Here is a 26,074-nt window from a genome sequence, read left to right as displayed (position 1 = left end):
ACTGAGGACGCCAGGTAGCCGGACGCGATCCCCGGCCCCCTGGCCCCAGCACCGGAGCAAGGGAGAGCATGTCATGGCGGTGCGCATTGTGCCGTATCTCGTGTTTGGCGGAAACGCCAGGGAAGCCATCCAGTTCTATGCCGACGTGCTGGACGGCAGGATCGAGGGCATCCTGACGTTCGGGGACAACCCCTTCCCCGGCATGCCCGAGGAGGCCGAGAATCGGGTGATGCACGCCCAACTTACGGTGGGTGACTCCGCGCTGTTCTTCTCCGATACCTACCCCGGCCAGGACCACCGCCCCGGCAACCAGGTCGCCGTCACCCTCCTGGTGGACACCGTCGAAGAGGCGGAGCGCATCTACACCGCCCTGGCCGAGGGCGCGCAGGAGATCGCGCTGCCGCTGCAGCAGACCGACTGGAGCCCGGCCTACGCCCAGGTGACCGACAAGTTCGGCGTCCCGTTCCAGATCAACACCGTCCCGGCAGATCAGGCGTAGAGATGCCCGCGGTCCGCCGGCTCCCCTCCGGCGGGCGTGAAAGAGGACCACCCACTGCGGTGGTCCTGCGGTTCGCGGTTCACTTGCCGTTCGGCTCCGGGCGCTCGGGCGGGAAGGCCCGGCGGGTGCGGAAGTCGAGCCGGTACCCGTCGGTGAGGAGATGGACCTTCAGCCCGCCCGGCCGGTCCTCGCTGGGCGTCCCTCGCTCCCAGGGGTCCAGCACGGTCACCCGGGCCTCGCCGAGCACCTTCGCCTCGCCGTCTGCGATCAGCACCCCGGTCTGGGCGTCGAGCCCCACCCCCATCATCGCCGCCGCCTCCGGCGCCGACATCGCCCGGACCAGCCGGCTGAAGCGCTGGGCGCCGCTGAAGCCCGGGTCGATGAGCAGGGCCGGCACGATGCCCAGCCCGACCGTGATGCCGTCTTCGGCCTCGTGGGGGAACAGCCGGCTCCCCAGGATCGCCGCCCCGGCGTCGATGCCCACCAGCAGCCGGCCGGCCTTCACGTGGTCCCGCAGGGCCGCGGCCGCCGCCGTCGCCTGCAGGACGTGCAGGCCGCGGGCGGGACTGTCGCCGCACAGCACGATGGCGTCGTATTCCCGCAGCCGGGCGACCCATTCGGGGTCGGCCGCCTTCTCCCGGCTGTCCAGCAGCACCGGCTCCACGTGTTTCATGCCGAACCGGGTGAAGGCCCGTGCGGCCACGGCCGCGGCCTCGGCCGCGTCGCCGCCGGCCGCGGCCGGAACCACGGCCAGCCGTGCGGACCGGCCGCCCGACAGGTGCACCGCCGCAACGACGGCCTCATCGGGTACCGGCGTGCCGCCCATCAGGATCACCGGCCCCGCGGGAAACTCCGCGGTGGACACGTCCAGTTCACGTTCGGGCCGCCCGTCGGGGCGGCCGTTCTTGTTTCGCGGGTTGGAAGAGCGGTGGCGGGCGAACCATGCGCGCAGGCTCCTCTGCGGAACGACGATGGACTTCAGCAGGCTCGTCGAGAGCTCAGATGTAATGGAACCCAGGCGTTCCAGGTTCACCGCGCGATCACCTCCTGCGGGGGTGACACTCGCTCCATGTCTATGGCGTCAGGCGTCATAGATTCCCCTCAAATCCATTCGATCTCCGCGTCATCACCGTCCGAAATGGGGGTGACGAACTCCGCCTCCTGACCGTTCAGCCGCATCACCAGCTGCCGCTTGCCTGGGGGCGGCGTGGGCGTCACCCCGGCCGCCACCAGCAAGTTGGCGAAGATCGGCGGCTCGTCGCGGACGGTGACGACGATCTGATCCTCCGCCCGGAGCGGGTCGGAGGGCCCCGCCGGAAGGCCGTTGACCATCACCTGCAGGCCCCCGGCCGGCACCTTGTACTGCTCGCCGTTCAGCCGGATGCGTATCGCCCGGCCCCCGCCCAGCCGCTCCGCCAGTTCCCCTGCGGTGAGCGGCGGGTGGTCGCGGATCTCGAGCTGGTCGCCCGAGTGCACCGGCATCTCCAGGGCATCCGCACCGGCGGACAGGCCGTTCACGAGGACGGTGCGACGCGGCCAGACGATGGAACCGGGGCTGCCATTCAGTGTATACCGAATGACCTCTCCTGTCGACGGGTCGTCGTATCCCAGCGCGGCCAGCACATCCCCTACGGTGCGCAGCGGCCGGACCACCACCACGTCGTTGTCCCGCAGTTCCCGGTCCGGCCCGGAGGGCTCCCCGTTGACGGTCACCAGCGGTGCGAGTGTGTGGACGGTGCCGTCCAGGGTGACGGTCAGCCGTTCGGCCGCTTCAGGCGCCACCTCGGCCACCGTCGCCCGCCCGGGCTGCCCGGGGGTGCCGGGCTCCACGTCGATGCGGTCGTGGTGCTGCACGGGCGCCTCCAGCCCCGCCGGCTCGCCGTTGACCAGGATGCGCGCCGGCTTTCCGAAGGTGCCGGGTACCATGCGGAGCTGGCCGTTCACAGTGACCGTCAGCCCCTTGCCCACGCTGCCCTGCAGCTCCCGGATGGAAATCCCGGCCGCCAGCAGCGCGTCGGCCACCGTGAGCCGGCCCGGCCGGAACAGCCGCACACCGCCGCCGTTGACGTAGACGTACGAAAAGCCCAGGGTGGAATGGTCGCGCGCAGCGACGGCGATGCCGATGGGCGTGATGGCATCCGGTCCCCTCAGCAGGTTCCGGGCTCCCTCCACCCCCGCAATCGCGTCGCGGCCGCGGACAGCGACGCGCTGGTGCGGCAGTCCCAGCTCGGCCGCCACGTACTCCGTCAGCCCGGGCGTGAGCGACCCGCCGCCCACCAGCAGGACGGCCTGGGGCGCCTGGCCGCCGTTCAGCGCCAGGATCCGCCGGGCGATCTGCCCGGCGAGCCGCCGGGCGGCCGGTTGCATGGCCTCGACGAGCTCCGCACGCGATTTCACCAGCGTCTGACCGAGGATGTCGGTGAAGGTCACGGACTCGGCGGACCCGGTCTTGCGCTTGACGGCCTCGCCGACGTTGAAGTCCAGCAGGAAGGCCTCGGAGAGCGCCTCGGTAATCTCGTCGCCGGCGATGGGTACCATATCGTAGGCCAGGACGGCCCCACGGGCGGTCAGGGCGATGTCGGAGGTCCCCGCCCCGATGTCGACCAGGGCCAGGTTCAGGTGGCGCATGGACTCGGGTACCGCCACGCTCAGGGCCGCGATGGGTTCCAGCGTGAGGGCGACCATCTCCAGGTTGCAGATCTCCAGCACCGCCTGCAGGGAGTCGACGACGCCCCTGGGCAGGAACGTGGCGATGACCTCAATCTCGGCGGCGGAGCCCCGCTGACCGACCAGGTGGGTGAGCGGAAAACCGTCCAGCACGCTCTGGGTGACCGAGTGGCCGACATAATGATAGTCCTGCGGCCGCTCGCCCTCGCGCAGGACCTCGCTGAGCGCCGTCTGCGCCGCCTGAACAGCCTCCAGTTCCAGGCTGAAGACGTCGTCGGCCGACAGCTGCGTCAGTCCCGAAAGCTGACGCTGGGCGCGACCGCGCACCGTGCGCAGCGCGCGTCCGGCGGCCGCGACCGCCACCTCACGCAGCGATTCGCCTGTGCGCTTCTCCAGGCGGGCCACGATGCGTGCAACGACCTCGGCCACGGCCGCAACGTCGTGGATCTGGCCGTCCAGCATGGCGCGGGTGGCGTGTTCCATGACCTCTGCGGCGACGATCCTGAGCCCCTTGCGACCGGTGACGGTGACGAGTCCGGCCACCTTGCGGGTGCCGATGTCGAGTGTGAGAAGCGGGCGACCTGACAACTTCCGGACCTCCTCGCACCACGCGCTTCCGGGGGTAGGCAAAACTGGATACTCATTCGACAGATTGGCCTGCTGCTCCTTCGTGCGCGGGGAGCGATGGCCCGTGGCCGGCCGTTGTGCCGCGCATTGGTAGACATAACGACACCGGCGGCTGCGCACACTACAGGCGTAAAACCGCAGGAGGTGGTGTTCCGTGGCTCAGTTCACGCCCACCCGCCGCGTTTTACCGCATGAGCTCCTGGACCGGCTGAAGTGGGAGGTCGCCGAGCAGGCCGGCCTCACGGAGCAGATCGTGCAGCATGGCTGGCCCCAGATGAGCTCACGCGCCTGTGGCCACATCGGAGGCCGCATCGGCGGCAGGATGGTCAAGGTCATGCTGAAGTACGCCGAGCAGGCCCTGGCTGAGGGCTCCGCTACCCTGAAGTAGCGGGGCTGCCCACCAGGCGGGGGGCGCGCACCCCGCCGATGACATATAGAACAGGCCGGCTGCACAGCCGGCCTGTTCCGCTCACGCGCCCAGGGCCTGGTTGTAGGTCTGCAGCGCCTCTTCGGCGCGGCCCAACCGCTCCAGGCACGCGCCGATGGACCACAGGTACTGCTTGTTGTGGGGCTCGGTGGCCACGGCGAGCCGGTAGGCGTTCAGGGCCTGCTCGTACCGGCCCAGCGCGAAGTAGCACGCGGCCTGGTTGGCCAGGGCCGCGGGGTCGTCCGGCGCCCGCTTCAAGGCCTCCTCGAAGCAAGCCAGGGCCTCCCGGTACTGGCCGGCCTTCAGCAGCAGGTGCCCCTTGTTGTTCAGCAGGGTCGGGTCGCCCGGCGCCTTCTGGAGGGCGGCGTCCAGGAGGGCGGTGGCCTCGGCCATCATCCCCCCCTCGAAGAGCGCCGCCGCCAGGTTCCCCAGGGTCAGCGGGGAGTCGGGTTCCAGCGCGCTGGCCTGCCGGTACGACTCGATCGCCTCCCGCGTGCGCCCGGCCCGCAGCAGGGTGTAGCCCACGTTGTTGAGCAGCGTCGGGTCCGAGGGCCGCAGCCGGACGGCCCGCAGCAGCGCCCGGAGCGCCTCCGCGGTCTGACCGGTCTTCTGCAGCGCCAGACCCAGGTTGGCCCAGACGGCGCCGTCCGTGCGCAGCAGTCTGGCTGCCCTGCGGTACGCGTCGGCGGCCTCCTGCAGCCGGCCCAGCTCGTTCAGGCACAGTCCCCGCAGGTTCCACAGGGTGCCGCTGCGCGGCCTTCCCGCCAGGGCCCCGTCGATGAACACCAGGGCCTCCTCCGGCCTCCCCAGCGCCAGCAAGGTCCTCCCCTTGGTCACCCACAGGTCAGGGAGGCCGGGATTCACCCGCAGCCCGGCATCCAGGTGCGCGATGGCGGCTTCGGGCATGCCGCTCCTCACCAAGGCCTCCGCCAGCCAACGCCGGAGGTGCGGATGGTCGGGGTCCCGCTTGACCGCCGGCGCCAGGTGGTCGACCGCTTCCTGGACGACGGAGTCCCCGCCGGTCTGCAGCAGCATGACGCCGAGGCGCGCCCGCAGGTCCAGCCGCTCGGGATGGGCGGTCACCAGCGCCCGGCACCGGTCGACGGCCTGTGCCACGCGGCCCGCGATCAGGGCGAGCGCGGCCGCCCACCAGCCGAAGGGCGGACGCTCGTGCCAGGGAAACGCCGCGAGGTCTGTCAGCAGACCGATACCGCTCACGCGTGCGGACCCAGAGGTAGCAGCTCCCGTCATTGCCGTTTCCTCCCGGAAATGAGCCTGCTGCCCTCTATATTTGACCCGCACGGACCCCATTCCTGCCCAGCGCTTCCATAAATCGGTCGACACAAACGGCGGATTCTGTCAGGAATTGTCGATGACGCCTGGTTCCTGCGGCACAGCCCGATAGCCCGCCGCGGCGATCCCCGCCAGAACCCGCTTCGCCGCTTCCACGCCGCCCGGCACGTCCAGGGGGAGCATGAGCACGGCCCCCGGGTGCAGGGCGCGCAGGGCATGGTCGGCCAGCTGCACGGGACCCGCGCCGGCCCCGGGCGTCGCGACCGCGTTGGACCAGAGGACCAGGTCCAGCCCCTCCTCCGCCGCCAGGCGCCTGAGCTGCCGGTCAAAGCGGCCGAGGGGGGGACGCAGCAGCGCAGGCCGTTCCCCCACGGCCCGCTCGATGGCCTGGCTGGCCCGCCGCAGCTGCAGCCTGACGGCCACAGCCGGCCGGTCGCGCAGATCCACCTCCCGGTATCCCAGGCTGCCGATTTCGTGGCCGTCGGCGCGGATGCGCCCGAGATCGGCCGGACGGCGCTCGGCCTCGTCCCCGGTGACGAAGAAGGTCGCCCGGGCGCCCTGTGCCCTGAGGGCGTCGAGCAGCGCCGACAACTCCTCGGCAGCGGGCAGGTGATGGAACGTGAGCGCCACCGTCCCCGCGTCCCCGCCGCGCGGCGCAGCCAACGGGGACGCCTCGTAGACCACCAGCGCCCCTTCCCCGCGCTCCGGCACGTCGTAGGCCGCGGCGGTGACCGGCGCCTGCGGCCTCGACTGAAGGGCGCCGACGGTCATGCGCCCGGCCAGCCCGTCCACCGTCAGCCCGTAGTGGCGCTGCGCGGCGAGCACGGCCGCCTCGGTGAGGGGGCCGAAGATGCCGTCCACCGGCCCCGGGTCAAAGCCGTTGGCGGCCAGCAGCCTCTGGAGTTCGGCGACGGCCGGACCGGCGTCGCCGAACCGGAGCGCCCTGACGCTGACGGCCTCGGCCAGCGGACCGGCCGAGGCCGCGCCGTTTGCCGCGGCGGCCGGCAGCGCGATCAGCAGCGCCAGCGCGGCAAGCCATACGGAACACCTCACGGGTAGACCCTCCTTCCAGCCTCTCTCAGCTGGAGAGTCTGCCCCTTCCGTGCGTTCCGTAAACCTGCGTACCCTCCGCCACGACCGCCGCTCCCGTGCACGTGGCGGGCATGCCTCACCGCCGGCCCAGGCTGACAGCCGCAACGCCGGCCAGGGCGCCGGCGCCTGCGCCGACCGCGAGCCCCCGCGCTAGCCCGAGGATTCCCGGCAGGTCCCGGAAGATGCCGATGATCACGGTCACGGCCGCGACGAGGCCGACTCCGGCCGCCAGCCCGTGCATGAAGCCGCCCCGCCCGGCCAGCCAGGTCGACCTGGCCCCCGCCAGCGCAGCGGCCACGCCCTGGACGATCAGCGTGCGCGCGGCCTCCGCCTGGGGCTCCGGCGGGAACCAGAAGTCCAGAACCCCCAGTGTGAGAGCCGCGGCCACCATCAGCAACAAGCCCCAGAGCACGCCGGAAGCCAGGGCTCCCAGGTCGACCAGGGCCTCTCCTCCATCTGCCCGGCGCACGTGTCCTCACTCCCCTTCCACGGCTTGACCCATTCTTATGGGTGTCCGTTGAGGGGTATGCAAAGGCCCCGCCTTCCGGCGGGGCCAAATCCTCCCGTTGTCGCCGCAGAGCATGCCGCGGGGCGGGGTCAGCGGCGGGTGACGTCGGCCAGCCAGGGCTGTACTTTCTCGTCCCACTTGCGCAGGACGACCAGCCACGGGCCCAGCACCACGTAGGCCGTGAGGGGCATGAGGATGACGGCCCACGGGTTCCAGCCGGCGGCGAACAGCAGCGCGGCCAGCGCCAGGACCGGTCCCACGATCGGCCAGAACTGGATGCCCGCGCCCTTCCGCCGCTTCTTGAAGTCGGGGTACGGAATGGACGAGGTCATCAGGTACCCCAGGATCACCATGACGGAGGGGATCACGTGGGGTGGCGGTGGAGCGGTCGTCTCCTGCAGGAAGTAGAAGGCCATGGTGGACAGCAGGGTGCCGGCCGCCGTGATCGGCACGCCGAGGAAGTAGCCCTCGTTGGTGAGGATGTTGAAGCGGGCCAGCCGAAGCGCCCCGCAGAGCGGGAAGAACAGCGTGACGGCCAGGCCGAGGTAGCCCAGCTCCCGCAGCCCCATCTGGTAGAGCAGAACGGCTGGCGCGACGCCGAAGGCGACGACGTCGGCCAGCGAGTCCAGCTCGCGTCCGAACGCCCCTTCGGCCTTCATCAGCCGGGCCAGGCGGCCGTCCAGCCCGTCCGCGACCAGCGAGCCCACGACCATCAGCGACGCTGCGCGCCACTGGCCGTCCATGGTCAGCAGGAGGCTCCCGATGCCGAAGGACAGGTTTGCCAGGGTGAACAGGTGCGGCAGGCTGGACAGCCCCTTCTGCCCCCTCTCCCTGATCCACTTCCCGCCCCGGACGGTGCGGACGCGCCACCGGGGACGGTGCGGTTGCATGACCGTGTTCTCGTTCACTGCGGAAGCCTCCCTATCACCGTTTGGCCGGCGACGACCCGGTCGCCCGGCCGCACCAGGACCTCGCTGTCCGCCGGGAGCCAGACCTGCGTGCAGGAGCCGAAGCGGATGAGTCCGAACCGCTGGCCCCGGTCGAGCCGGTCGCCCACCGCAGGCCAGGTCACGATCCGCCGGGCCAACAGCCCGGCCACCTGGCTCACCAGCACCCGGTGGCCGCCGTCCGTCACCAGGCCCAGGTAGGCCCGCTCATTGACCTCGCCCACCGTGTCGTCCCATGCGGCCAGGAACTTGCCGGGCACGTACTCGCGGTAGGTCACCTCGCCCGCCACCGGCGATCGGTTGATGTGCACGTCGAAGACGGAGAGGAAGATCGAGACCAGCAGCGCACGGCCGCCCACGAACCGCGGCTCCTCCACCTCCCGGACGAACATGACGCGCCCATCGGCAGGGGAGACCACGAGGCCGTCCTCCCGGGGGATGGGGCGTTCGGGGTCGCGGAAGAACCACATGACAAACAGGGCCAGCCCCGCGAGCACGGCGCCCAGGGCCCAGTGCACGAAGAGAGCGAGAACGGCCAGCGCAACCAGCGCGCCGACAAACGGCCATCCTTCACGGGCGATGATCGGTCGTCTCATGTCAGACACTACTCTCTGTCATCAGATTACATGGTTTCGCCGTGGGGCTGACACCCGCGTCAGAAGGTCAGGTTCCACTGACGGAGCCGGTCCATCTGGTCGTAGCGGGTGAGGTCGAGGTGCACCGGCGTCACGGAGATGTACCCCGCCTCCACCGCCGATACGTCGGACTCGCGGTCGTTGTGAATCTCGGCCAGTTCGCCGGCCAGCCAGTAGTACTCCTGGCCGCGCGGGTGCATGCGGCGCACCCACTGGTCGCGGTAGATCCTCCGGCCGACCTTGGTCACCCGCACGCCCTTGATCGCCTCACGGGGCAGGGCGGGGACGTTGACGTTCAGCAGCGTTCCCTCCGGCAGCCCCTCCTCCAGCACCTTCAGGGCGAGCTGGGCGGCGAAGTCGGCGGCCGCCGAGTAGTCGGACGATGTCATCGAGTCCAGGGAGACGGCGAGGGCGGGGATGCCCAGGATGGGTCCCTCCAGCGCCGCCGCAACCGTGCCGGAATAGAAGATATCGGTGCCCAGGTTCGCGCCCCGGTTGATGCCCGAGATGACCAGGTCCGGCCGCCGGGGCAGGATCGCCTCGATCGCCAGCTTGGCCGAGTCGGCCGGTGTGCCGGTCACGGAGATGCACGGCGCCACGGCTCCGGGGATCTCCACCCGCACCGGGAACAACGGGCGGTACGTGGTGATCGCGTGCCCGCTGGCCGACCGCTCCCGGTCGGGTGCCACGGCCCACACTTCCAGGCCGGGGATCTGCTCCATGCGGGCGCGCAGTGCGTTGATGCCGGGAGCGAAAATGCCGTCGTCGTTGGTGAGAAGGACCAGCGCCATCCGTCTACTCCTTCCACGTGACCTGTGTGCTTCTGTAGTCTCTCCGCCTCTGCCTACGCCTCGTCACCCAGATTGAGCCACGCCATGGCCCGGTTGATGACCTCGTCGGTGCGGCCCCGGAAGACGGCGGGACCCGGCAGCGACCGCAGGAACTGCAGCCCGTAGCGGCTGCCCCTCGGCGAGAGCCGGTTGTCCAGTACAATGACGACCCCGCGGTCACCCCTGGTTCGGATGAGCCGGCCGAATCCCTGCTTGAAGCGGATCACCGCCTGGGGCAGGCTGAGGTGCGCGAAGCTGGAGAGGCCCCGGCGCTCCAGGTCCTCAATGCGCGCCTCCATCACCGGGTCGTCCGGCGGGTTGAACGGCAGCCGGACCATGACCACCGCGGACAGCCCCTCGCCGGGGATGTCGACGCCCTCCCAGAACGAGGCGGACCCGAACAACACCGTGCGCTCGCCCGCCCGGAACTCCGCCACCAGCCGGCTGCGGGAGCCGTCGAGCCCCTGCCCCAGGAGCAGGAGCCCCTCCGCCTCCAGGTCGTCCTTCAGCGCCTGGTAGACCTGCCGCAGCTGCCGGTGGCTGGTGAACAGCACCAGGGTGCGTCCGCCGGCCTGGATGAGGAACCGCCGCAGGAAGTCCACCGCAGCCTGGGTGAAGTCGCCCTCCTTCGGGTTGGGAAGGTCCTCGGGCACCAGCAGCAGCGCCTGCTCCCGGTAAGCGAAGGGCGACGAGAGGACGCCCTCCCGCAACCGGTCCGGCGGCAGGCGGCTGAGGCCCAGCCGCTCCTTCAGGTGAGCGAAACTTTCGCCCACGGTCAGCGTCGCCGAGGTCATGATGACCGACCGCATCCGGCCGAACAGATCGGCCCGCAGGATGTCGCCCACGTTGATGGGCGCGGCGCGCAGCGCCACTCGGAGCCGGTCCCCCCGCTGGGCGGATTCGATCCAGGTCACTTCGCCCTCCGCGGGTTCCAGAAGCACACGGTCGATCGCTTTCGTACTTTGAATAAGAATACCATTCTGCTTCTGGATGTCAACCAACAGCGCGTCGGCGTCAGCCAGCGGCGGGTCCTGCAGCTCCAGCGCCTCGGCCAGGAGCGCCAGGCCGGCTGCCAACGTGCGCAGCCGGTGCACGGCGTTGGCGCGGGCCTGCTCCAGCGCCTCCCAGAGCGGCCCGGTGCGCACGGCGTCGGTCAGCCGCAGCGCCCGGGCGCCGCCCTCCTCCTCCGACCGGCCGCGCGCCTCCACCAGGTCGGCGCACAGCCGGAACAGCTCGTCGGTGGCCGCCCGGCAGTGCTGGACGAGCCCCACCAGCTTGTCGATGAGGTCCTCGCTGGGCAGGCCGACGGGCGGCCTGGCGGGGATCGCCTCGCCCCGGCCGAGGCGGCGCCGGAGCTGCGGCAGGAGCCCCTGTCCCGGCGCCCGGTACAGAAGCAGCAGGGCGCCGGTGATGTCCCAGCTCTCGAGGTTGACGCCGAGGTTCTGCGTCGCCACCGCCTCCAGGTGGTGGGCCTCGTCGATGATCAGGTGGCGGAACGGCGGCAGGACCTGGTTGCCGGCTGCGATGTCGGCGAAGAGCAGGGCGTGGTTGAGGACCAGCACCTGGGCATCCCGGGCCCGCCGGCGCGCCCGGAAGGCGAAGCAGTGGCTCCGGAACCACTTGCACTTGGGGCCGAGGCACGTCTCGGTCTCCGACTGCACGGTGCGCCAGAACCGCTCCTCCTCGCCTGACAGGTTCAGTTCCGACCGGTCGCCGGTCTCGGTCTCCGCCAGCCAGGCGGCCAGGCGGATCAGGAAGCGCCGCTCCTCCGGGGAGGTGAGGAAGTCGGCGCCCACGGCCGCCTCCTCCCACTTGCGCAGGCAGATGTAGTTGCTCCTGCCCTTCACCAGGGCCGCCTCCACCCCCTCCAGCGGCGTGCCGGCCAGGGCCGACTGCAGGAAGGGGATGTCCTTCTCCCACAGTTGCTCCTGCAGGGTGATCGTGTGGGTGGAGATGGCGACCTTCTCCCCGTTGGCCCGGGCCCACGCAAAGGCCGGCACCAGGTAGGCCAGGGACTTGCCGGTCCCGGTGCCGGCCTCCATCAGCAGGTGCGCACCGTCGTTGAAGGAGCGGGTGACGGCCTCCGCCAGCTCCAGCTGCTGCGGCCGGTGTTCATAGTGGGCAATGGCCTCGCTGATCGCGCCGCCGCTGCCGAGGACGGAGAGCACCAGGGCGGGATCGATCGGCCCCGGCTCCACCGGCTCGGGTTCCGGATCGGGGCGGTGCAGGGGGCCCGGATGGGGACGGATCCACTCGGTGATCGGCCGGGGTTTCTCGCCGCGGGCCTCGCGCGCCTCGAGTTCGGCCCGGAAAAGCGGCGACAGCGACCAGCCGGCGGGCTCGCCCACCGCCAGCACGAACTGCAGCAGGCCCATGTCCATGGACGCCAGCCGCTCCAGCAGCCGGAGGAACAGCCGGCCGCAGGCCCTGGCGTCGTCCTCGGCCCGGTGGTGGTGCTCCAGGGGCAGCCCGAGCAGCTCGGCCAGCGTCGCCAGCCGGTGATTGCGTGCCAGCGGCAGGGCGACGCGGGCGAGCTCCGCGGTGTCGTAACTCCAGTTGGGCAGGCTCCGGCCGGCGCGCGCGAACGCCGCCTGCAGGAACGCCACGTCGAACGGGGCGTTGTGCGCGACCAGCGGGAGGTCCCCGAGGAAGGAGGCCAGATCCGGCACGACCTCCTCGATGCGGGGCTTGCCGGCCAGCATGGCCGGGTGAATTCCGGTCAGGTGCTGGATGCGCTGGGGGACCGGACAGCCCGGATCGATCAGGCGCGAAAAGCAGCCGATCTCGCGGCCGTCTTCAAAGCGGACGGCCGCCACTTCGATGAGGCGGTCGTGCTCGGGCGAGGTTCCGGTGGTTTCCACGTCTATCGCGACGAAGGAGCGCAGCCCCATGCGGGCTGTACCCCCCTTTCTTCACGCGTACCCATCCCCTAGTGTTTCGAGTTGGCCCGGCACAACTCCTCTGCGGCTGGGCGCTCAGTCGAGCCGCTCCCAGAGCCAGCCGGACGCGGCGCCGGACGCGGCGAAAGGCAGGGCTATCCACAGGGCCGCGGGCCACAGACGTGGCAGGGTCCCCTCCCAGCCTCCCCACGCGTCCAGGTGGCGGGACACCAGGGCCGCCAGGTAGCAGGTCGCCAGCACCGCACCGCCCAGGGCGCCCGCGGCCGCCGGCGGCAGGCCGTAGAGGGAGACCAGCGCCCGCGCAGCGGCGACGGCTCCCGCCGCCAGCAGGCAGAAAAGCAGCGCCAGCGCCCAGAATCCCGGGGTGACGGCGAAGGCCTGCAGCGCACGCCAGAATCCCGGCGGCCGCTCCGCAGCAACTGCCGCCAGCAGGACGCCGCCGAAAGAGAGCACCGCGCCGGTGACGGTGCACGAAAGGAAACGGACCCAGCGGGGCATCGGCAGGACACCTCCCCGAAGAGGCTATGCCTGCCCGGCGCAGGACAGTACCCGGCCGGGGCCAACTGGCCCCGCCCCTCGCACCGGGTGTATAATTGGACTAACTGCTTACACGGGAGGCCTGAACATGCGTGCCGACGTGTATCCGACGGTGGTCAACATTCCCCCTGCGGAGGAGCTGGCAGGCCGTGTGGCGGTGGTCATCGACGTCCTGCGGGCGACGACCACCATCTGCACAGCCCTCGCCAACGGCGCAGACACCGTGGTTCCCATCCTCTCCCCGGAGGAAGCCTTCCAGGTGGCCCGCGACAACCCCGACCGGCAGTTCCTGCTGGGCGGTGAGCGCAAGGCGGTGCTCATTCCCGGCTTCCACTGCGACAACTCGCCCCTGGAGTACACCGAGGCGCGCGTCAAAGGGCGGCCGATCCTCTTCACCACCACCAACGGCACCCGCGCCATCCGGCGCGCGGCGGGGGCCGACCGGGTGTACATCGCCAGCCTGCTCAACGCCCCCGCCGTCGGGCGGGAGCTGGCCCGCCTGGAGGTGGACGTGGCCATCTGCTGCGCCGGCACCCACGACCAGTTCTCGCTGGAGGACACCGTCTGCGCCGGCGCCATCCTGGAGTACATGGCCGGACCGGACCGCCCGGTGGAGACCAACGACATGGGCCTGGTCGCCCGGGAGCTGTTCCGCCGCTACGACGGCCGACTGGCCGACCTCCTGCACCTTTCATCCCACGGACAGAACCTGGTCAGGCTGGGCATGCAGGACGACCTCCTGTTCTGCGCCCAGCTGGGCACCCTGACCATCCTGCCCGTCTTCACGGAGGGGCAGGTGGTGCTGCTGGAGTGAGGCAGGCCGGTGCCGATCGCCGCACCGGCCTGTTCGGCTACTTGGTGAAGGGCAGGTCGACGTCGACCGCCTCGCCGATGATCTTGTAGACGTCGCTGAGCAGCGTCCCGAGCCTCTGCTCGGCCATCAGGTAGTCGCGGATGTCCAGGTCCTGGATCAGCACATTGTAGAGCCGCTCCAGCCCTTCCTTCTGCTCCTGGGTCAGCTCCTTCCCCTGGAGCACCTCGGCCTGCAGCTCCATCTGGCGCTTGTGGAAATCCGCGATCATCTGCTCTGCGGCAGGCTTGCCCTTGATCTTCTCCCGGGCGGCCTGGAAGCTCTTGTACTCCTGGCTCTCCTTCAGCGCGCGGGCCAGGCTGTGGGCATGGTCGTACACGTTGACCATCTTCTGGCCACCTCCCCGGCGATAGTTTTCGCCTGCTGCCGCCGTTTCCCTGCCGCCCGGCCTGCGCCCGTCACTCCCACTCGAAGACGTAGATGTTGGACGTGAACCCGCCGCGCGCCCGCTGCTGGGCCGGCGCCAGGCGGAGCCGGGAGACCAGCAGCTTGGTGCCGTCAGGCGAGAAGTGCGGGTGGAAGAACATCGCCCGGGCGTCGTCGGGCAGCACCCGCCGCGCCTCCTTCGTGGCGAGGTCCAGGACGTAGATGCCCGTCGTCGCCCTGGGATTCCGGTAGGCGACCAGCCGGCCGCCGGGGTGCAGCCCGGGCATGATGCCCCCGCCTGAGGTGAGCCGCTCGGGTTCGCCCCCTTCCAGGGGCAGCCGGTACAGCTCATACTCGACGCCGGTCCCGGTGCGGGGGCCGCCCCCGAACAGCAGCCACCTTCCGTCCTGTGCCACGGCAAGGCCGCCGGAGATCAGCTCCCACCCCTCCGGCGCCCGGAAGATCTCCTCCTTGCGCCCGGAAGGGACCGCAATCCGCACGATCCGGTCGTTGGTGGTGTAATACAGCCGGTCTCCTGAATGATCCCAGGCCAGGTACCCGATCGCGCCGGGCTCGCTGGTCAGCGCGACCGGCTTCCCGTCCGGTGCGTTCCCCGGTGGCACCGGCAGCAGCATGACCTGCGCCCCGCCGTCGCGGGTGGAGAGCCGCACGAAGGCCAGGGCGCGGCCGTCCGGCCGCCAGACCGGGCCGGCGTCCCATGCCCCCGGCTGGGTGGTCAGGACGCGCACCGGCCGGCCCTGGGGCGTGGTCAGCAGGATCTGGCCGTCCCGCATGAAGGCGATCTCGCGGCCGTCCGGCGACCAGACGGCGAATCCGTCCATCGCCGCGGTCTGGGTGAGCGGGGTGAGCCGGGCCGCCCACTCCGCCTCGGGCCTGCCCTCCCCTTCCGGCCCTGCGGAGGCCGGCACGCTGCTGCCGGGCAGCGCGCCGGGTGCGCTCCGGAGAATCGCCCCTACCAGCAACGAAAGGCCGACCAACAGCAGGAACGCGTGCGCCGCACCGCCGCCGGGCACACGAACCGAATGGCTCATCCGCATCCGCGTCGCCCCCCTGTCCCTCACTGGGATATTCAGCGGGAACGGGGGCTAGTACACCCGGCATGCGGGCGGGGTGGACGGGCGTATGGAACAGCGGGAGGAAGTGCGATGGGTCACCTGCTGTTCGTGGCCGCCGCCGGCGGCCTGGTCGCGGCCGTAATCTGGCTGGGGACGGACCGGGACGACCGGCTGAGCCACACCCTGGTCCGCCCCGCCGTCATGGCCCTGCTCAGCCTCCTGCTGCTCGTGATCCTCGCCGAGGCGGAGTTCTGGGCCTACAGCCTCTCCGCCGCCGCCGCAGGGATCGGGCTGTGGGAGAGCTACCTGGGCGCCTATCTGCTCATGTCGGCGCCCGTGAGCCGCACCGGCCCCGTGGCCCAGGTGCGCACCACGGCCCGCTGGCTGCTCAACACCCTGGCCAACCTGATGTTGCTGAACCTTTCCGCCCAGCTGGCCTTTCCGCACACCTTCGAGTGGCGCGGCATCCCGGCCTCGGCCCTGGACGTGGCGTACTTCACCGTCCTCACCTTCGCATCGGGAGGGTACGGCGACGTGCTCCCGGCCAGCCCGCTGGGCAAGCTGCTGGCCATGCTCACCAGCGTGAGCGGCCTGCTGTTTGCGACGATCCTGTTCGCCGCGCTCTTCCACCGTCTGCGGGAGGAGTGAGAGACGAACGAACCGGCCGGGGAACCCCCCGGCCGGCGTCGGGCCTCAGCGGGTGAACGGCTCCGACAGCGCGGTCACCCGGTCCATGACCTCCTGCGGCAGCTGCACTTCACAGGCGGAGACGTTCTCGGCCACCTGCTCGGGCCGGCTGGCGCCGACGATGGCGGCGGTGACGCCCGGCCGCGCCATCACCCACGCCAGGGTGAGCTGCGTAAGCGTCAGCCCGGCCTCGCGGGCCACGTGTTCCATCGCCTCCACCAGGTCGAAGTGGGCGGGCGTGAGCCAGCGCTCCGCAAATCGCGGGCCCTGCTTCGCCGCCCGGGAGTCCGGGGGCGGCGCCTCGCCCCGGCGGTACTTACCGGTAAACAGGCCGCCGGCCAGCGGGAAGTAGACGATCTGTCCCACCCCGTCCGCCAGGCAGGCCGGGATGACCTCCTGCTCGATCTGCCGGCTTACCGGCGAGTACTCGGGCTGGTTGGAGATGAACCGGGACCAGCCGTGCCGGTCGGCCACCGCGTTGGCCATCACGATCTGCCAGGCGGCGAAGTTGGAGCAGCCGATGTACCGGACCTTGCCCGCCCGGACCAGGTCCTCCAGGGCGCGCATCGTCTCCTCGATGGGCGTGTCGCCGTCCCAGCGGTGGATCTGGTACAGGTCGATGTAGTCGGTCTGGAGCCGGCGCAGCGACGCGTCCACGGCGTCCATGATGTGCTTGCGGGAGGCGCCCCGGTCGTTGGGGCCGTCGCCGGTCGGGTACCAGCACTTGGTCGCGAGGACCGCCCGGGAGCGCCGGTCCTTCAGCGCCAGGCCGATCATGCGCTCGGACTCGCCCTGGCCGTACATGTCGGCGGTGTCGATCAGGTTGATGCCGGCGTCCAGCGCCGCGTGCACGATCCGGATGGCCGTCGCCTCGTCGGTGCGGGTACCGAAGGCGTTGGTGCCCAGTGCCATCTTGGAGACCTTCAGACCGCTCCTGCCCAGATTGCGGTATTCCATGATGCGTCTCACCTCTGCCCTATGCGTTCGGCAGGGACGCGGCAGATCCTGCCCTGGCGCGTCCCGGCCTTCCCGGGCGGGGCGTTGCCCTCAGCGCAGGAAGCCGAGGAAGCCCAGGTAAGAGACTGCCCGGAGCCAGCGGTTCTCACTCCCCCAGTTGAGGAAGGCGCCGAAGGCGAAGAACGCCCCGTACAGGGGATCCCGCAGGGACAGGAAGCCCAGGAGCGGAAGCGGCGCGAGGTAGCGCAGCCACGGCACCGGGACGGACCGGGGACCGGTGGGGGACAGGCGGTTCTCCGAAGTGCGGTTCACGGGTGTTCCTCCTCTCCGTCAGCCTCGCGGGACGGCCGGTGCCGGACCCCGGCTCACCACTGCGGGCGCCCCGCGAGCATGAATGCGCCGGCGAACAGCAGGCCCGCCAACACCAGGTTGGTCACGCCGACGACGGGGCCGAAGGAGACGTGCCCCAGGACGGCCGCAGAGGCGGCGAAGAGCGCCAGGACCATGAGGAAGGCGGCGGCGTAACTCCTGACGGTGCTCCGGGTGGTGAACATCCGGAAGCGGTACTCCACGTTGAACCACGCGCAGGCTGTCCCGGCGAGCGCTCCCGCGGCGATGAGCAGCGGCGCCCCGGGAATCCCCTCTGCCGCCAGAAAGACGCCACCGGCCGCGGCGGTCAGCAGCACCAGCGGCAGCGCGGGCAGGGTCTTGGCCGCGATCAGGCGGGAGAGCGGCGTGGGGCTCAGCCGGAGCAGCGGGACGCGGTCGGCCTCCCCGTGGGTGAACACGTCGGTCATCATGCCCACCATGCCGGCGCAGAACACCCCGAGCGCGGTGGCGGTCCAGGCGGGGTCGGAGAGAAGCGGCTGGGAGCGGAAGATCGACAGGACGATGGCCCCCGCCGCGACCGGAGCGGCCAGCAGCCGGCCCCAGACGCGCGGGTCCCGGACGATGAGCCGCATCTCCTTGCGCAGCAGGGCGGAGAATCCGACGGGGCGGAGTACGATGCCCTCGGCGGATCGCCTGCCGCCGGCCCCTTCGTGAGCCCTGAAGGCGGTGAGCCGGGCGGCAAGGGCCACCAGGAGCGGCGTCGAAGCCAGCACGGCCACGGCTCCCCGCGCGAGGGCGTGTCCCGGACCCGCCCACCAGCCGAACCCCCCGCTCAGGTCGAGGCCGGCGAGCGCCGCTCCGAGCGCGGCCAGCTGAAGGGCCCTGACCAGCAGGTGGGTGAGGCCCCGCCCGAGCACACGGAGGGACAGGGAAGCGAGGGCGTGCCCCAGGGCGGCCGCGGGGAGACCGATCAGGGGCAGGGCGACGTACCCTGCCAGCGCCGCCGTCCGGCCCCCGCGCACCAGGCCCACGAGGGCCACCGAGAGGAGCGCAAGGGCCTCCAACGCCGCATAGGCCGCGGCGAGGCCGAGGATGCCGGGCAGGTCGCCGGCTTCGCCGGGTGCAGGCCCCTGCCCGGTCAGCGCGTCCAAGTGCAGGAGCGCGACCGCGGCCAGCAGCAGCGCAGTCCGGACGCGCCGCCGGGGATGGCCATGCCCCAGCCGCCAGCGGGACCGCAGGTCCTGCCGGAAGAGGGTCCACAGGGCGCGCATCACGGCCCGACCTCCGCCGCACCCTGCGCGAACTGCCGGAGGTCCGTGGCCAGCCGCCCGCGACGAACCGGGAAATCGGCTACCATCCGCCCCTGCCGCAGCACCACCGCTCGCTCCGCCAGCCGCTCCACCAGTTCCACGTCGTGGCTCGCGACGATGACGGCGCGATCATCGCCCCAGGTGCGCAGGAGCTGAACGGTGAGCTCCGCCGCCTCGGCGTCCAGGCCGGAGAACGGCTCATCCAGCAGGAGGAGCGGCGGCTCCCGCAGGAAGACCGAGATGAGCCCCACCTTCTGCCGCATCCCCTTGGACAGGTTCTGAATCCAGGTGTGGCGGGCTTCCCAGAGTTGGTACTGCTTCAGGTACCCCGCCGCGCGTTCGGTGGCCACCCGCGATGGGATGTTCCAGAGCGCTGCGACGTACTCCAGGTACTCCGCAGGCGTCAGCGCCTCGTACAGCGGCGGCACGTCGGGCAGGTAGCCGACCAGCATCTTTGCCTCCCGATGCCCGGCCGCCGCCGGCAGGCCGCCGATGATGGCCAGCCCGCCGTCGGCAGCCAGGAGGCCCGTGGCCACCCTGAGCAGGGTGCTCTTGCCGGCGCCGTTGTGGCCCAGGAGGGCCACCCTCTCTCCCCGGCGGACGGTCAGCGATACGTCGTGCAGCACCTCGCGCTGCCCGAAGCGCTTCCGGATGTTCTCCAGGACGAGCAGCGCCTCCGTCATCCGCCGCTGCCCCCCGCCGGGCCGCGCGGACGGACGCAACGCCACAGCTCCTGGTCGACGTGGGGTGGCGAGTCGACGCCCATCGCCGGTCACCTCTTTTCTGTAGCAAACAACATAATCTTAACATATTTTGACGCAAGTGTGCATCCGGTTGGAGCCGGCGGATGGTTCCGAGTTCCGTGCCGCCGTGCCGTCCTGTGCCTACGGCACGGTGAGAGCCGGGGCTTCCCCCGGCTCTCCCGTCCTCTGCCTCCGCTTACTCCCGGACCAGCCTGGCCGCCGCCTCGCGGACCCGGGCCATGATCTCGCGCCCGTCCATCGTGGTCAGCCGGCCGTCCTCGTACACGATGCGGCCGTCGACGATGGTCATGACCACGTCGCCGGGCAGCGCCGAATAGGCGATCAGCGCGAACACGTCGTGGTTCGGCGTCAGGTGCGGCCGCTCCGCGTCGATGAGGATGAGGTCCGCTTTCTTGCCGGGCTCCAGCGAGCCGATCTCGGACTCCATCCCCAGCACCCGGGCGGCCTCGATGGTGGCCATGGCCACGGCGTCGTACGCGGTGTAGACCGCCGGATCCCCTTCCAGCTCCTTGGCCTGGATGGCCCCGATGCGCATTTCGGACCCGAGGATGTGCAGCATGTTCTCGGAGGACGCGCCGTCGGTGCCGAAGCCCACCGCGACCCCTTTGCGCCGCATCTTCGCCACCGGCGTGCGGCCCGAGGCCAGCTTCAGGTTCGAGACGGGGCAATGGCAGACGCCGGTGCCCGTCTCGGCCAGGATGGCGATGTCGTCGTCGTCCACGTGGACGCAGTGCGCGGCCACCACGTGGCGTCCCTTCATCAGTCCGAGGTCATACACATGCCGGATCGGGCTCTTGCCCCAGTTGCGGCGGGCCTCCTCCACCTCGTCCCGGGTCTCCGAGAGGTGGATGTGGATGCCGACGCCCAGTTCGTCCGCCAGTTCGGCGCACGCCTGCAGGGCATCGGGCGGGCAGGTGTAGGGAGCGTGGGGCCCCACCATGAACGTGATCCGCCCCCCGGCCTTGCCGTTCCACCGGTGGAACGCCTCCCGGCTCTCGTCCAGGCGGGAGAGCGCCTCCGACGGGCCGCCCACGCCGATGATGCCCCGCGCCACGATACCCCGGATGCCCGTGTCCTGGATGGCCCGCGCCACGGCATCCGCGGGGAAATACATGTCGAGGAAGGTGGTGATGCCGCCGGAGAGCATCTCGTACGCCCCGAGGGCGGTGCCCCAGTACACGTCGTCGGCGGTCATGCGCGCCTCGGCGGGCCAGATCTTCGTCTGCAGCCACTCCATGAGACGCATGTCGTCGGCGTAGCCCCGCAGGAGGGTCATCGCCGCGTGGCAGTGGGTGTTGACGATCCCGGGCATGACAATGCGCCCCGATGCGTCGATCCGCCTTGCCCCCGCCAGGTGCGGGGCTCCGTCCCGGGGCCCGGCGTAGACGATCCGCCCGGCCTCGACCAGCACGACTCCGTTCTCGTAGACATCCGCCTGTCCGGTCATGGGAAGCACCGTTCCGCCCTCGATGACCAACCGCTCCATCGACGTCTCCCCCTCATCCGTAGATGCGCGGGCCGGCGCGCCGGTCCCGTCCAATTTCAGGATTAGTTTAGCGGACCCGCTCCGGCCCGGCAAGCCGGGCCCGCGGCGCGGGAGCCCGGGATTCGGGGATGCTGATAGGCAGAAGGCCGGGGCGCGGGCGGGTCAGGCAGGAACGCCCGCAGTTCAGGCGGAATAGTAGTCCTTAGGTTTTTCGCGGCCTGACCGGGAAGCCGGAAGCGAACGGGAGCGTGAAACGGACTTGAGTTCTGCCGAAGCAACCAGCCCCTACAGCGCAAGCAGTATCATCATCATCCCGGCCCTGGAGCCACCGCCCGCCCTGGTGAAGTACGTACAGGCTCTGCTGGAGCGCGGGTTTCCGCGGATCGTCATCGTCGACGACGGAAGCAGCCCCGCCTGCCGCTCCATCTTTGACAGCCTGGCCCGAATGAGCGGATGCGTGGTGCTGCGGCACGAGGTGAACCGCGGCAAGGGAGCCGCCCTGAAGACGGCCCTGCGCCACTGCTTGCAGCAGGGGTGGCAACAGATCTACCGCCGCGTCATCATGGTCGACGCCGACGGGCAGCACGCGGTGGAGGACGTCTGCGGCATGGCCAGGGCCTCCCACGAGCACCCCGACGCCTACGTGCTCGGCATCCGTGACTTCAACCAGAAGAGCGTGCCCGCCCGCAGCCGCTTCGGCAACCGGCTGACCAGCGGCGCCTTCCACCTCTTCTACGGCCGCTACCTGCGGGACACCCAGACCGGGCTCAGGGCCCTGCCCATCAGCCTGTGGGAGTGGGCGACCCAGATCGCGGGCGAGCGCTTCGAGTACGAGACCAACTGCCTGGTGCAGGCCATGAAGCAGGGCATCCCCATGGCGGAGATGCCCATCCGGACGCTCTACTTCAACAAGAACGAGAACACGCACTACCGCACGCTCCGGGACTCGTGGCCCATTTTCAAGATCCTGATCCGCCACCTGGGCGCCTATGCGCTGGCCGGCGCGATCGCCTCCGCGGTGACGCTGGCCGTGTTCGCCTGGGTGGACCTGGTCTGGCTGAAGGGTGCAGCCCCGGCCGGCCGCCTGCTGGCGGCCAGCGTCGTCAGCGCCGCGGCCGGGTCGCTGGCGCGCCTCCTCCTTCATTGGGTGCTGCGCGTGCGCACCGAGCGAAACATGACCGACGCCACCGCCACGTACTACCTGCTGGTGGCCGTGCAGATGCTGGCCTCGTACCTCGTGGTGCTCGCGGTGCATCTCCTCACCGACTGGACGGCCGTGTGGATCAAGCTGGTGGCCGACATCCTGCTGGCGGTGGCGGGTTACCAGATTCACCCGCGCTGGCTGTTCAAGTCCGACCACACCCCCGAGGGAGTCTGACATGCCCTTCTACGGCAAGCTGTTCCTGTTCTGCCGCGCCGTGCTCCGGCGCCTGTCCCCGCGCTACACCCTTGTCCACCCGGAGCGGCTGCTGGAGCCTGCGGTCTACCTGTGCCGCCACGCCGACATCCACGGCATCGTGCTGAACCTGCTCTGGCTCCCCGTCCCCGTCCGCACCTGGGGCCTGCACCAGTTCGGCGACCGCGGCGCCTGCTACCGGCATCTGCGGGACATCACGTTCGGGGCGCGGTACGGCTGGCCGCGCTGGAAGGCCACTGCCCTCGCCTGGCCGGCCTCCATCGGCCTGTCGGCGCTTTACCGTTCCGCCGGGTGCATCCCCGTCTACCGGGGTTCCTCCCAGATCATCAGGACCTTCCGGGAGAGCACGGAGGCGCTGAAGCGGGGCGAGAGCCTGCTGATCTTCCCGGACAAGGACTACGCCAGCACCGACAGCGAGGTGTCGGAGCTGTACGAAGGGTTCCTGAGCATCGACCGGTTCTACCACCGGGCGACCGGGCGGCACATCCCCTTCGTGCCGCTCTACATCGACCGGCAGGCCCGCACCATCAGGGTCTGCGAGCCGCTCTTCTTCAGCGACGGGCGCGACCGGAAGGCGCAGACGGCGGAGCTCATCCGCACGCTCCAGGAGCGGCTGGGCGGGCACGGCTGCTGAGCAAGAGGCAAAGCCAGCACGGGGGTGCTGGCTTTTCTTCCTGTCCGACTCTGCGGTTTCGGGCAGCGGGCGGGGCGACCTCTCCTAGGCCGGCAGCCCGACGTCGGTGACCTGCACCCTTCCGGCCTGGGGGTCGAGGTACCACACCGTGGATGAGGCCAGGAGGGTGTTGAGCCCGAGCCCCAGGTCGATGCGGGTGCCCATGATCTCCTCGATCGCGCTCAGATCCAGCATGAGGTACTCGCAATCCCCCAGCGCGAGGCCACCGATCTGCAGACCGCGGGTCCGCCCCACCGGCAGCGTCACGGTGGTGCCGCTGGAATCGGTCGCCTGCGTCTCGTACAGCACCTCCGGCCGCAGCCCCAGGTCATCCAGGTGCGCGGTGTTGAGCACGCTCATGCCGGCCGCGGTGTCGAAGAGGGCCCGCAGGCGCCGGCCGCCCAGTTCGATCTCCACGAAGGGAACCCCGCAGACGAACTCCAGCGGCGCCGCAACCCGCGGGTAGCTGTCCGGCAGTCGCTCACGCCCCATCCGCAGGCCCTTGAAGTCCAGCAGGAGCGGCCGGGACAGGAGCGTCTTCGCACCAAGCCGCATGCTGACCGGGAAGGGGTGCTTCTCGTATCCGTTCTCGTCGCTGATGGCCACCTGCAGGGGACCCACCTGTTCGTCCAGCAACCGGACGTCGGGGACGCGGCCGCTGCGCAGCCGCACCTCGCCGACGGCGCCGTGGACCGGCCCCTCCTCCCCGTCGAGCATCTCGACCCCTTCGAAGACGCCGAACGCGAGGTCGATGTTGGCACCCGTGTCGATGTTGGCGAGCCTTTTCTGACCGGCGACCTCTACCTGCGCGAAGAGGTGAAGGTCGTACAGCAGGAGAAACTCCACGGACGGACTCCTCCCCGACTGAGAATTGCCATATGCGCAGGAGTTCGCATATTGCAATCGTCAGTCCTGCACGAGACGGCGGCGGAAGGGCGAGTCGGTGCCGCCGCGCCGGTCCACGCCTTCACGGACACGGTTCTTCCGTGTTGTACACACCGGGCCCCGGGCGGCCGATGAGGTAGCCCTGCGCGTAGTCGATGCCGTACTCCCGCACCACCTGCAGGGTTTTGGGCGAGTCCACGAACTCAGCGACGGTCTGCTTGCCCAGCTCGCGGCACACGCTGGCCAGCGCGCGTACCAGATGCTGGTCGGCGGTGTCGTGAGGCAGGTTGCGGATGAATGCCCCGTCGATCTTGATGTAGTCCACCGGCAGTCGCTTCAGGAAGTAGAGCGAGGCGAAACCGGCGCCCACGTCGTCCAGGGCCAGACGGCAGCCCAGCGCCTTCATCTCGCCGATGAACCGTTCCGCCTGATCCACGTCGCTGATGGCCGCGGTCTCCGTGATCTCCAGCACCAGGCTGGCGGGGTCCACGTCTCGCAGGGTGAGCCCGCGGCGGATGACGGCGGGCAACACGGGGTCCATGAGCGTCCGGCCGGAGAGGTTGACCTCCAGCACCGTACGGCGCCCGGCCCGCTGCAGTTCGGCCAGCTCCCGCACGGCCCGTTCCAGCACCCAGCGGTCCACCTGCTGGATCAGGTCGAACCGCTCGGCAACGGCCATGAACTCGCCGGGGAAGATCAGCTCTCCCCCGTCCCCCACCATCCGCAGCAGCGCCTCGTGGCGCGTGACGGCGTTCCGCCGGAGATCCAGGATCGGCTGGTAGTGAAGCACGAACCGGTCCTCTTCCAGCGCACGGCTGATGCGTTGCCGCCACAGGAGCTGCGCCTGCATCTCCCGCTGCCAGCGGCCTTCGGGGGTGAAAGGCGCCCAGCTGTCCCGTCCGCCCTCCTTGGCCTCCAACAAGGCCATGTCGGCCCTGTTCATCAGCTCCCGCACCGAGCGGCCGTGCTCGGGGAACAGCACCACCCCCATGCTGGCGGTGAGCGACACGGGGGCCTCGGCGCCGCCGAACCGTGCCCGACGTATGGCCGTGAGCAGCCGATCCGCCACCTGCGCCGCCCGCGCACCATCGGCGTTCCGCAGCACCAGCGCGAACTCGTCGCCGCCCAGCCGTGCAGCCGTGTCGCCCGGGCGGATGGCGGACCGCAGGATCGTCGCCACCTGCCGGAGCACCTCGTCGCCGGCGGGATGGCCCAGGGTATCGTTGATGTGTTTGAACATGTCCAGATCGATGAAGACCAGCGCACCGCTCCGGCCGGTCCGTTCCGCCTCCGTCACCGCCTCCTCCAGCTCCTGCTGGAACCGCCGCCGGTTGGCCAGGTCGGTCAGCGAGTCGACCATCGCCAGGCGCACCAGTTCCTCCTCGTAGCGCTTCCGGTCCGTGATGTCCTGCAACTGCAGGATGAAGGCGGTGTCGCTCTGCCAGCCGTTCAGTGCGGCGCAACTGAGCTGCGCCCAGATGGTCCGCCCGTCCCGGTGGCGGAGCGCGACCTCCGGAGCCGGCCCCGCGCTCTGCAGGTGCGCCGGATCCGGAAAGGCGCCGGGGTGCGCCGCGAGGTCGGTCAGCGGACGGCCTGCCAGTTCAGCGGGCGCATAGCCGAGCATGGCGCAGAGCGCCCGGTTGACCTCGAGGATCGCCCCGCCCGCGTCCAGGAGGGCGACGCCGATGGGCGCGTGCTCGAACGCCAGCCGGAACCGCTCCTCGCTCTCCTTCAGCCGCCGCTCGGTCTCCTTGCGCTCGGTGAGGTCCTGGACGACGGCGAGGAAGAGCGTCTCGTCGTCCATGGCGACCCGGGCGATGGCGATCTGCGCCGGAAACAGCTCGCCGGACTTCCGGCGTGCCGTAAGCTCCTGCCGCTCGGCCATGCGGCGCTGCCTGACCGGGCCGAGTCCGAACCGGGTGACGTGCTGCCGGTGCCGCGCCGCGGTCTCCGGCGGGAGCAGGACGTCCAGCGGCCGGCCGAGGACCTCCTCCCGGGTGTACCCGAAGACCTGCTCAGCCATGTCGTTGAACAGGACGATCCGCTGGTCGGCGTCGACGGCGACGGTGGCCGCCGGAGTGATCTCCAGCATGCCGGCCAGGCGGGCCTCGGACCGGGCCAGGGCGCGCTGAACATCCGCGGCACCATCTGAGCGGGACGGCTGGTTGCCCATGGACGTAACCCCCCGAGTGGACCCGTTACTTTTGACGTTACCAACGGACCTGCCCGGTGCATATGGCACCAAAGGTCTATCGGCGGACGTCGTCGGGTCCGAACGGGGGGTTGTGCG

Annotated in this window: 24 protein-coding genes and 1 pseudogene; 6 read left to right on the top strand and 19 right to left on the bottom strand. The window is 70.6% G+C overall.

Annotated elements, in window-relative coordinates:
- Nucleotides 1–73 precede the first annotated feature (73 nt).
- The gene (locus tag STH_RS08675) at nucleotides 74–499 is read left to right on the top strand and encodes a VOC family protein (protein ID WP_043713827.1); all 426 of its coding nucleotides are present in this window, start codon (nucleotides 74–76) and stop codon (nucleotides 497–499) included.
- Between the two features lie 79 nt (nucleotides 500–578).
- Here STH_RS08675 and STH_RS08670 read toward each other — a convergent pair whose 3' ends face one another.
- On the bottom strand, nucleotides 579–1,532 hold the full coding sequence (locus STH_RS08670; RefSeq protein ID WP_011195850.1) for a cyanophycinase: 954 nt from the start codon (nucleotides 1,530–1,532) through the stop codon (nucleotides 579–581).
- Nucleotides 1,533–1,600: 68 nt separating this feature from the next.
- Entirely contained in the window at nucleotides 1,601–3,754 is a 2,154-nt protein-coding gene (locus tag STH_RS08665) for a cell division FtsA domain-containing protein (protein WP_011195849.1), read from the bottom strand.
- Nucleotides 3,755–3,947: 193 nt separating this feature from the next.
- Here STH_RS08665 and STH_RS08660 point away from each other — a divergent pair, with 193 nt between their 5' ends.
- Entirely contained in the window at nucleotides 3,948–4,181 is a 234-nt protein-coding gene (locus STH_RS08660) for a small, acid-soluble spore protein, alpha/beta type (RefSeq protein ID WP_011195848.1), read from the top strand.
- Nucleotides 4,182–4,262: 81 nt separating this feature from the next.
- Here the strand turns inward: STH_RS08660 and STH_RS08655 are convergent, their stop codons facing one another.
- The 8 genes from STH_RS08655 to STH_RS08620 all read right to left on the bottom strand — a co-directional run bounded on the left by STH_RS08655 (nucleotide 4,263) and on the right by STH_RS08620 (nucleotide 12,923).
- Entirely contained in the window at nucleotides 4,263–5,438 is a 1,176-nt protein-coding gene (locus STH_RS08655) for a tetratricopeptide repeat protein (RefSeq protein WP_043713826.1), read from the bottom strand.
- A gap of 141 nt (nucleotides 5,439–5,579) precedes the next feature.
- Nucleotides 5,580–6,566 carry a polysaccharide deacetylase family protein gene (locus STH_RS17190; RefSeq protein WP_011195846.1) on the bottom strand — a complete coding sequence of 329 codons (987 nt, stop codon included), beginning with the start codon at nucleotides 6,564–6,566 and terminating at the stop codon, nucleotides 5,580–5,582.
- Nucleotides 6,567–6,681: 115 nt separating this feature from the next.
- A complete protein-coding gene (locus STH_RS08645) occupies nucleotides 6,682–7,074 on the bottom strand; it encodes a TIGR04086 family membrane protein (protein ID WP_011195845.1) in 393 nt (130 codons plus the stop codon).
- Nucleotides 7,075–7,202: 128 nt separating this feature from the next.
- Entirely contained in the window at nucleotides 7,203–8,021 is an 819-nt protein-coding gene (pssA, locus tag STH_RS17185; protein WP_011195844.1) for a CDP-diacylglycerol--serine O-phosphatidyltransferase, read from the bottom strand.
- Nucleotides 8,018–8,656, bottom strand: a complete 639-nt coding sequence (locus STH_RS08635) for a phosphatidylserine decarboxylase family protein (RefSeq protein ID WP_043713825.1) — start codon at nucleotides 8,654–8,656, stop codon at nucleotides 8,018–8,020. Before STH_RS08635 ends, pssA begins: the two co-directional genes overlap by 4 nt.
- A gap of 59 nt (nucleotides 8,657–8,715) precedes the next feature.
- The gene (surE, locus tag STH_RS08630; RefSeq protein WP_011195842.1) at nucleotides 8,716–9,486 is read right to left on the bottom strand and encodes a 5'/3'-nucleotidase SurE; all 771 of its coding nucleotides are present in this window, start codon (nucleotides 9,484–9,486) and stop codon (nucleotides 8,716–8,718) included.
- A gap of 53 nt (nucleotides 9,487–9,539) precedes the next feature.
- The gene (locus tag STH_RS08625; protein ID WP_011195841.1) at nucleotides 9,540–12,416 is read right to left on the bottom strand and encodes a helicase C-terminal domain-containing protein; all 2,877 of its coding nucleotides are present in this window, start codon (nucleotides 12,414–12,416) and stop codon (nucleotides 9,540–9,542) included.
- Nucleotides 12,417–12,500: 84 nt separating this feature from the next.
- Nucleotides 12,501–12,923: a hypothetical protein gene (locus tag STH_RS08620; RefSeq protein WP_011195840.1), complete on the bottom strand. Its 423-nt coding sequence runs from the start codon at nucleotides 12,921–12,923 to the stop codon at nucleotides 12,501–12,503.
- A 127-nt stretch (nucleotides 12,924–13,050) separates the two neighbouring features.
- On the opposite strand from STH_RS08620, the gene STH_RS08615 reads away from it, so the two are divergent.
- On the top strand, nucleotides 13,051–13,776 hold the full coding sequence (locus STH_RS08615; protein ID WP_043713824.1) for a 2-phosphosulfolactate phosphatase: 726 nt from the start codon (nucleotides 13,051–13,053) through the stop codon (nucleotides 13,774–13,776).
- Nucleotides 13,777–13,813: 37 nt separating this feature from the next.
- On the opposite strand, the gene STH_RS18770 is transcribed toward STH_RS08615, so the two are convergent.
- Together STH_RS18770 and STH_RS08605 are read right to left on the bottom strand one after the other, a co-directional pair.
- On the bottom strand, nucleotides 13,814–14,161 hold the full coding sequence (locus STH_RS18770) for a YlbF family regulator (RefSeq protein WP_043713823.1): 348 nt from the start codon (nucleotides 14,159–14,161) through the stop codon (nucleotides 13,814–13,816).
- Between the two features lie 70 nt (nucleotides 14,162–14,231).
- Nucleotides 14,232–15,257, bottom strand: a complete 1,026-nt coding sequence (locus STH_RS08605; protein WP_011195837.1) for a TolB family protein — start codon at nucleotides 15,255–15,257, stop codon at nucleotides 14,232–14,234.
- Between the two features lie 108 nt (nucleotides 15,258–15,365).
- Here STH_RS08605 and STH_RS08600 point away from each other — a divergent pair, with 108 nt between their 5' ends.
- The gene (locus tag STH_RS08600; protein WP_043713822.1) at nucleotides 15,366–15,923 is read left to right on the top strand and encodes a potassium channel family protein; all 558 of its coding nucleotides are present in this window, start codon (nucleotides 15,366–15,368) and stop codon (nucleotides 15,921–15,923) included.
- Between the two features lie 45 nt (nucleotides 15,924–15,968).
- Here STH_RS08600 and STH_RS08595 read toward each other — a convergent pair whose 3' ends face one another.
- From STH_RS08595 to STH_RS08575, 5 genes and pseudogenes are all read right to left on the bottom strand, one after another.
- Nucleotides 15,969–16,919: an aldo/keto reductase gene (locus tag STH_RS08595; RefSeq protein WP_011195835.1), complete on the bottom strand. Its 951-nt coding sequence runs from the start codon at nucleotides 16,917–16,919 to the stop codon at nucleotides 15,969–15,971.
- A 90-nt stretch (nucleotides 16,920–17,009) separates the two neighbouring features.
- The gene (locus tag STH_RS08590; RefSeq protein ID WP_011195834.1) at nucleotides 17,010–17,231 is read right to left on the bottom strand and encodes a hypothetical protein; all 222 of its coding nucleotides are present in this window, start codon (nucleotides 17,229–17,231) and stop codon (nucleotides 17,010–17,012) included.
- 53 nt (nucleotides 17,232–17,284) lie between these two features.
- The gene (locus STH_RS08585) at nucleotides 17,285–18,523 is read right to left on the bottom strand and encodes a hypothetical protein (RefSeq protein WP_148205532.1); all 1,239 of its coding nucleotides are present in this window, start codon (nucleotides 18,521–18,523) and stop codon (nucleotides 17,285–17,287) included.
- Nucleotides 18,520–19,170 (bottom strand): annotated as a pseudogene (locus STH_RS08580) (ABC transporter ATP-binding protein); the annotation flags it as partial. The pseudogene STH_RS08580 and the gene STH_RS08585, both read right to left, overlap by 4 nt.
- A gap of 328 nt (nucleotides 19,171–19,498) precedes the next feature.
- Nucleotides 19,499–20,809, bottom strand: coding sequence for an amidohydrolase family protein (locus tag STH_RS08575; RefSeq protein ID WP_011195831.1), 1,311 nt, complete (start codon nucleotides 20,807–20,809; stop codon nucleotides 19,499–19,501).
- A gap of 259 nt (nucleotides 20,810–21,068) precedes the next feature.
- On the opposite strand from STH_RS08575, the gene STH_RS08570 reads away from it, so the two are divergent.
- Together STH_RS08570 and STH_RS08565 are read left to right on the top strand one after the other, a co-directional pair.
- A complete protein-coding gene (locus tag STH_RS08570; RefSeq protein ID WP_011195830.1) occupies nucleotides 21,069–22,187 on the top strand; it encodes a glycosyltransferase in 1,119 nt (372 codons plus the stop codon).
- A 1-nt stretch (nucleotide 22,188) separates the two neighbouring features.
- Complete coding sequence (locus tag STH_RS08565) at nucleotides 22,189–22,860, top strand: hypothetical protein (RefSeq protein ID WP_011195829.1); 672 nt, start codon at nucleotides 22,189–22,191, stop codon at nucleotides 22,858–22,860.
- Between the two features lie 84 nt (nucleotides 22,861–22,944).
- Here STH_RS08565 and STH_RS08560 read toward each other — a convergent pair whose 3' ends face one another.
- Nucleotides 22,945–23,745: a retropepsin-like aspartic protease gene (locus STH_RS08560; protein ID WP_011195828.1), complete on the bottom strand. Its 801-nt coding sequence runs from the start codon at nucleotides 23,743–23,745 to the stop codon at nucleotides 22,945–22,947.
- 121 nt (nucleotides 23,746–23,866) lie between these two features.
- Nucleotides 23,867–25,957 (bottom strand): putative bifunctional diguanylate cyclase/phosphodiesterase, encoded by a 2,091-nt coding sequence (locus STH_RS08555; RefSeq protein ID WP_050742190.1) that lies wholly within the window; start codon nucleotides 25,955–25,957, stop codon nucleotides 23,867–23,869.
- Nucleotides 25,958–26,074: the final 117 nt, after the last annotated feature.

It is taken from the genome of Symbiobacterium thermophilum IAM 14863, assembly GCF_000009905.1.
Classification (GTDB): domain Bacteria; phylum Bacillota; class Sulfobacillia; order Symbiobacteriales; family Symbiobacteriaceae; genus Symbiobacterium; species Symbiobacterium thermophilum.
This window is presented reverse-complemented; position numbering and strand designations above follow the sequence as displayed.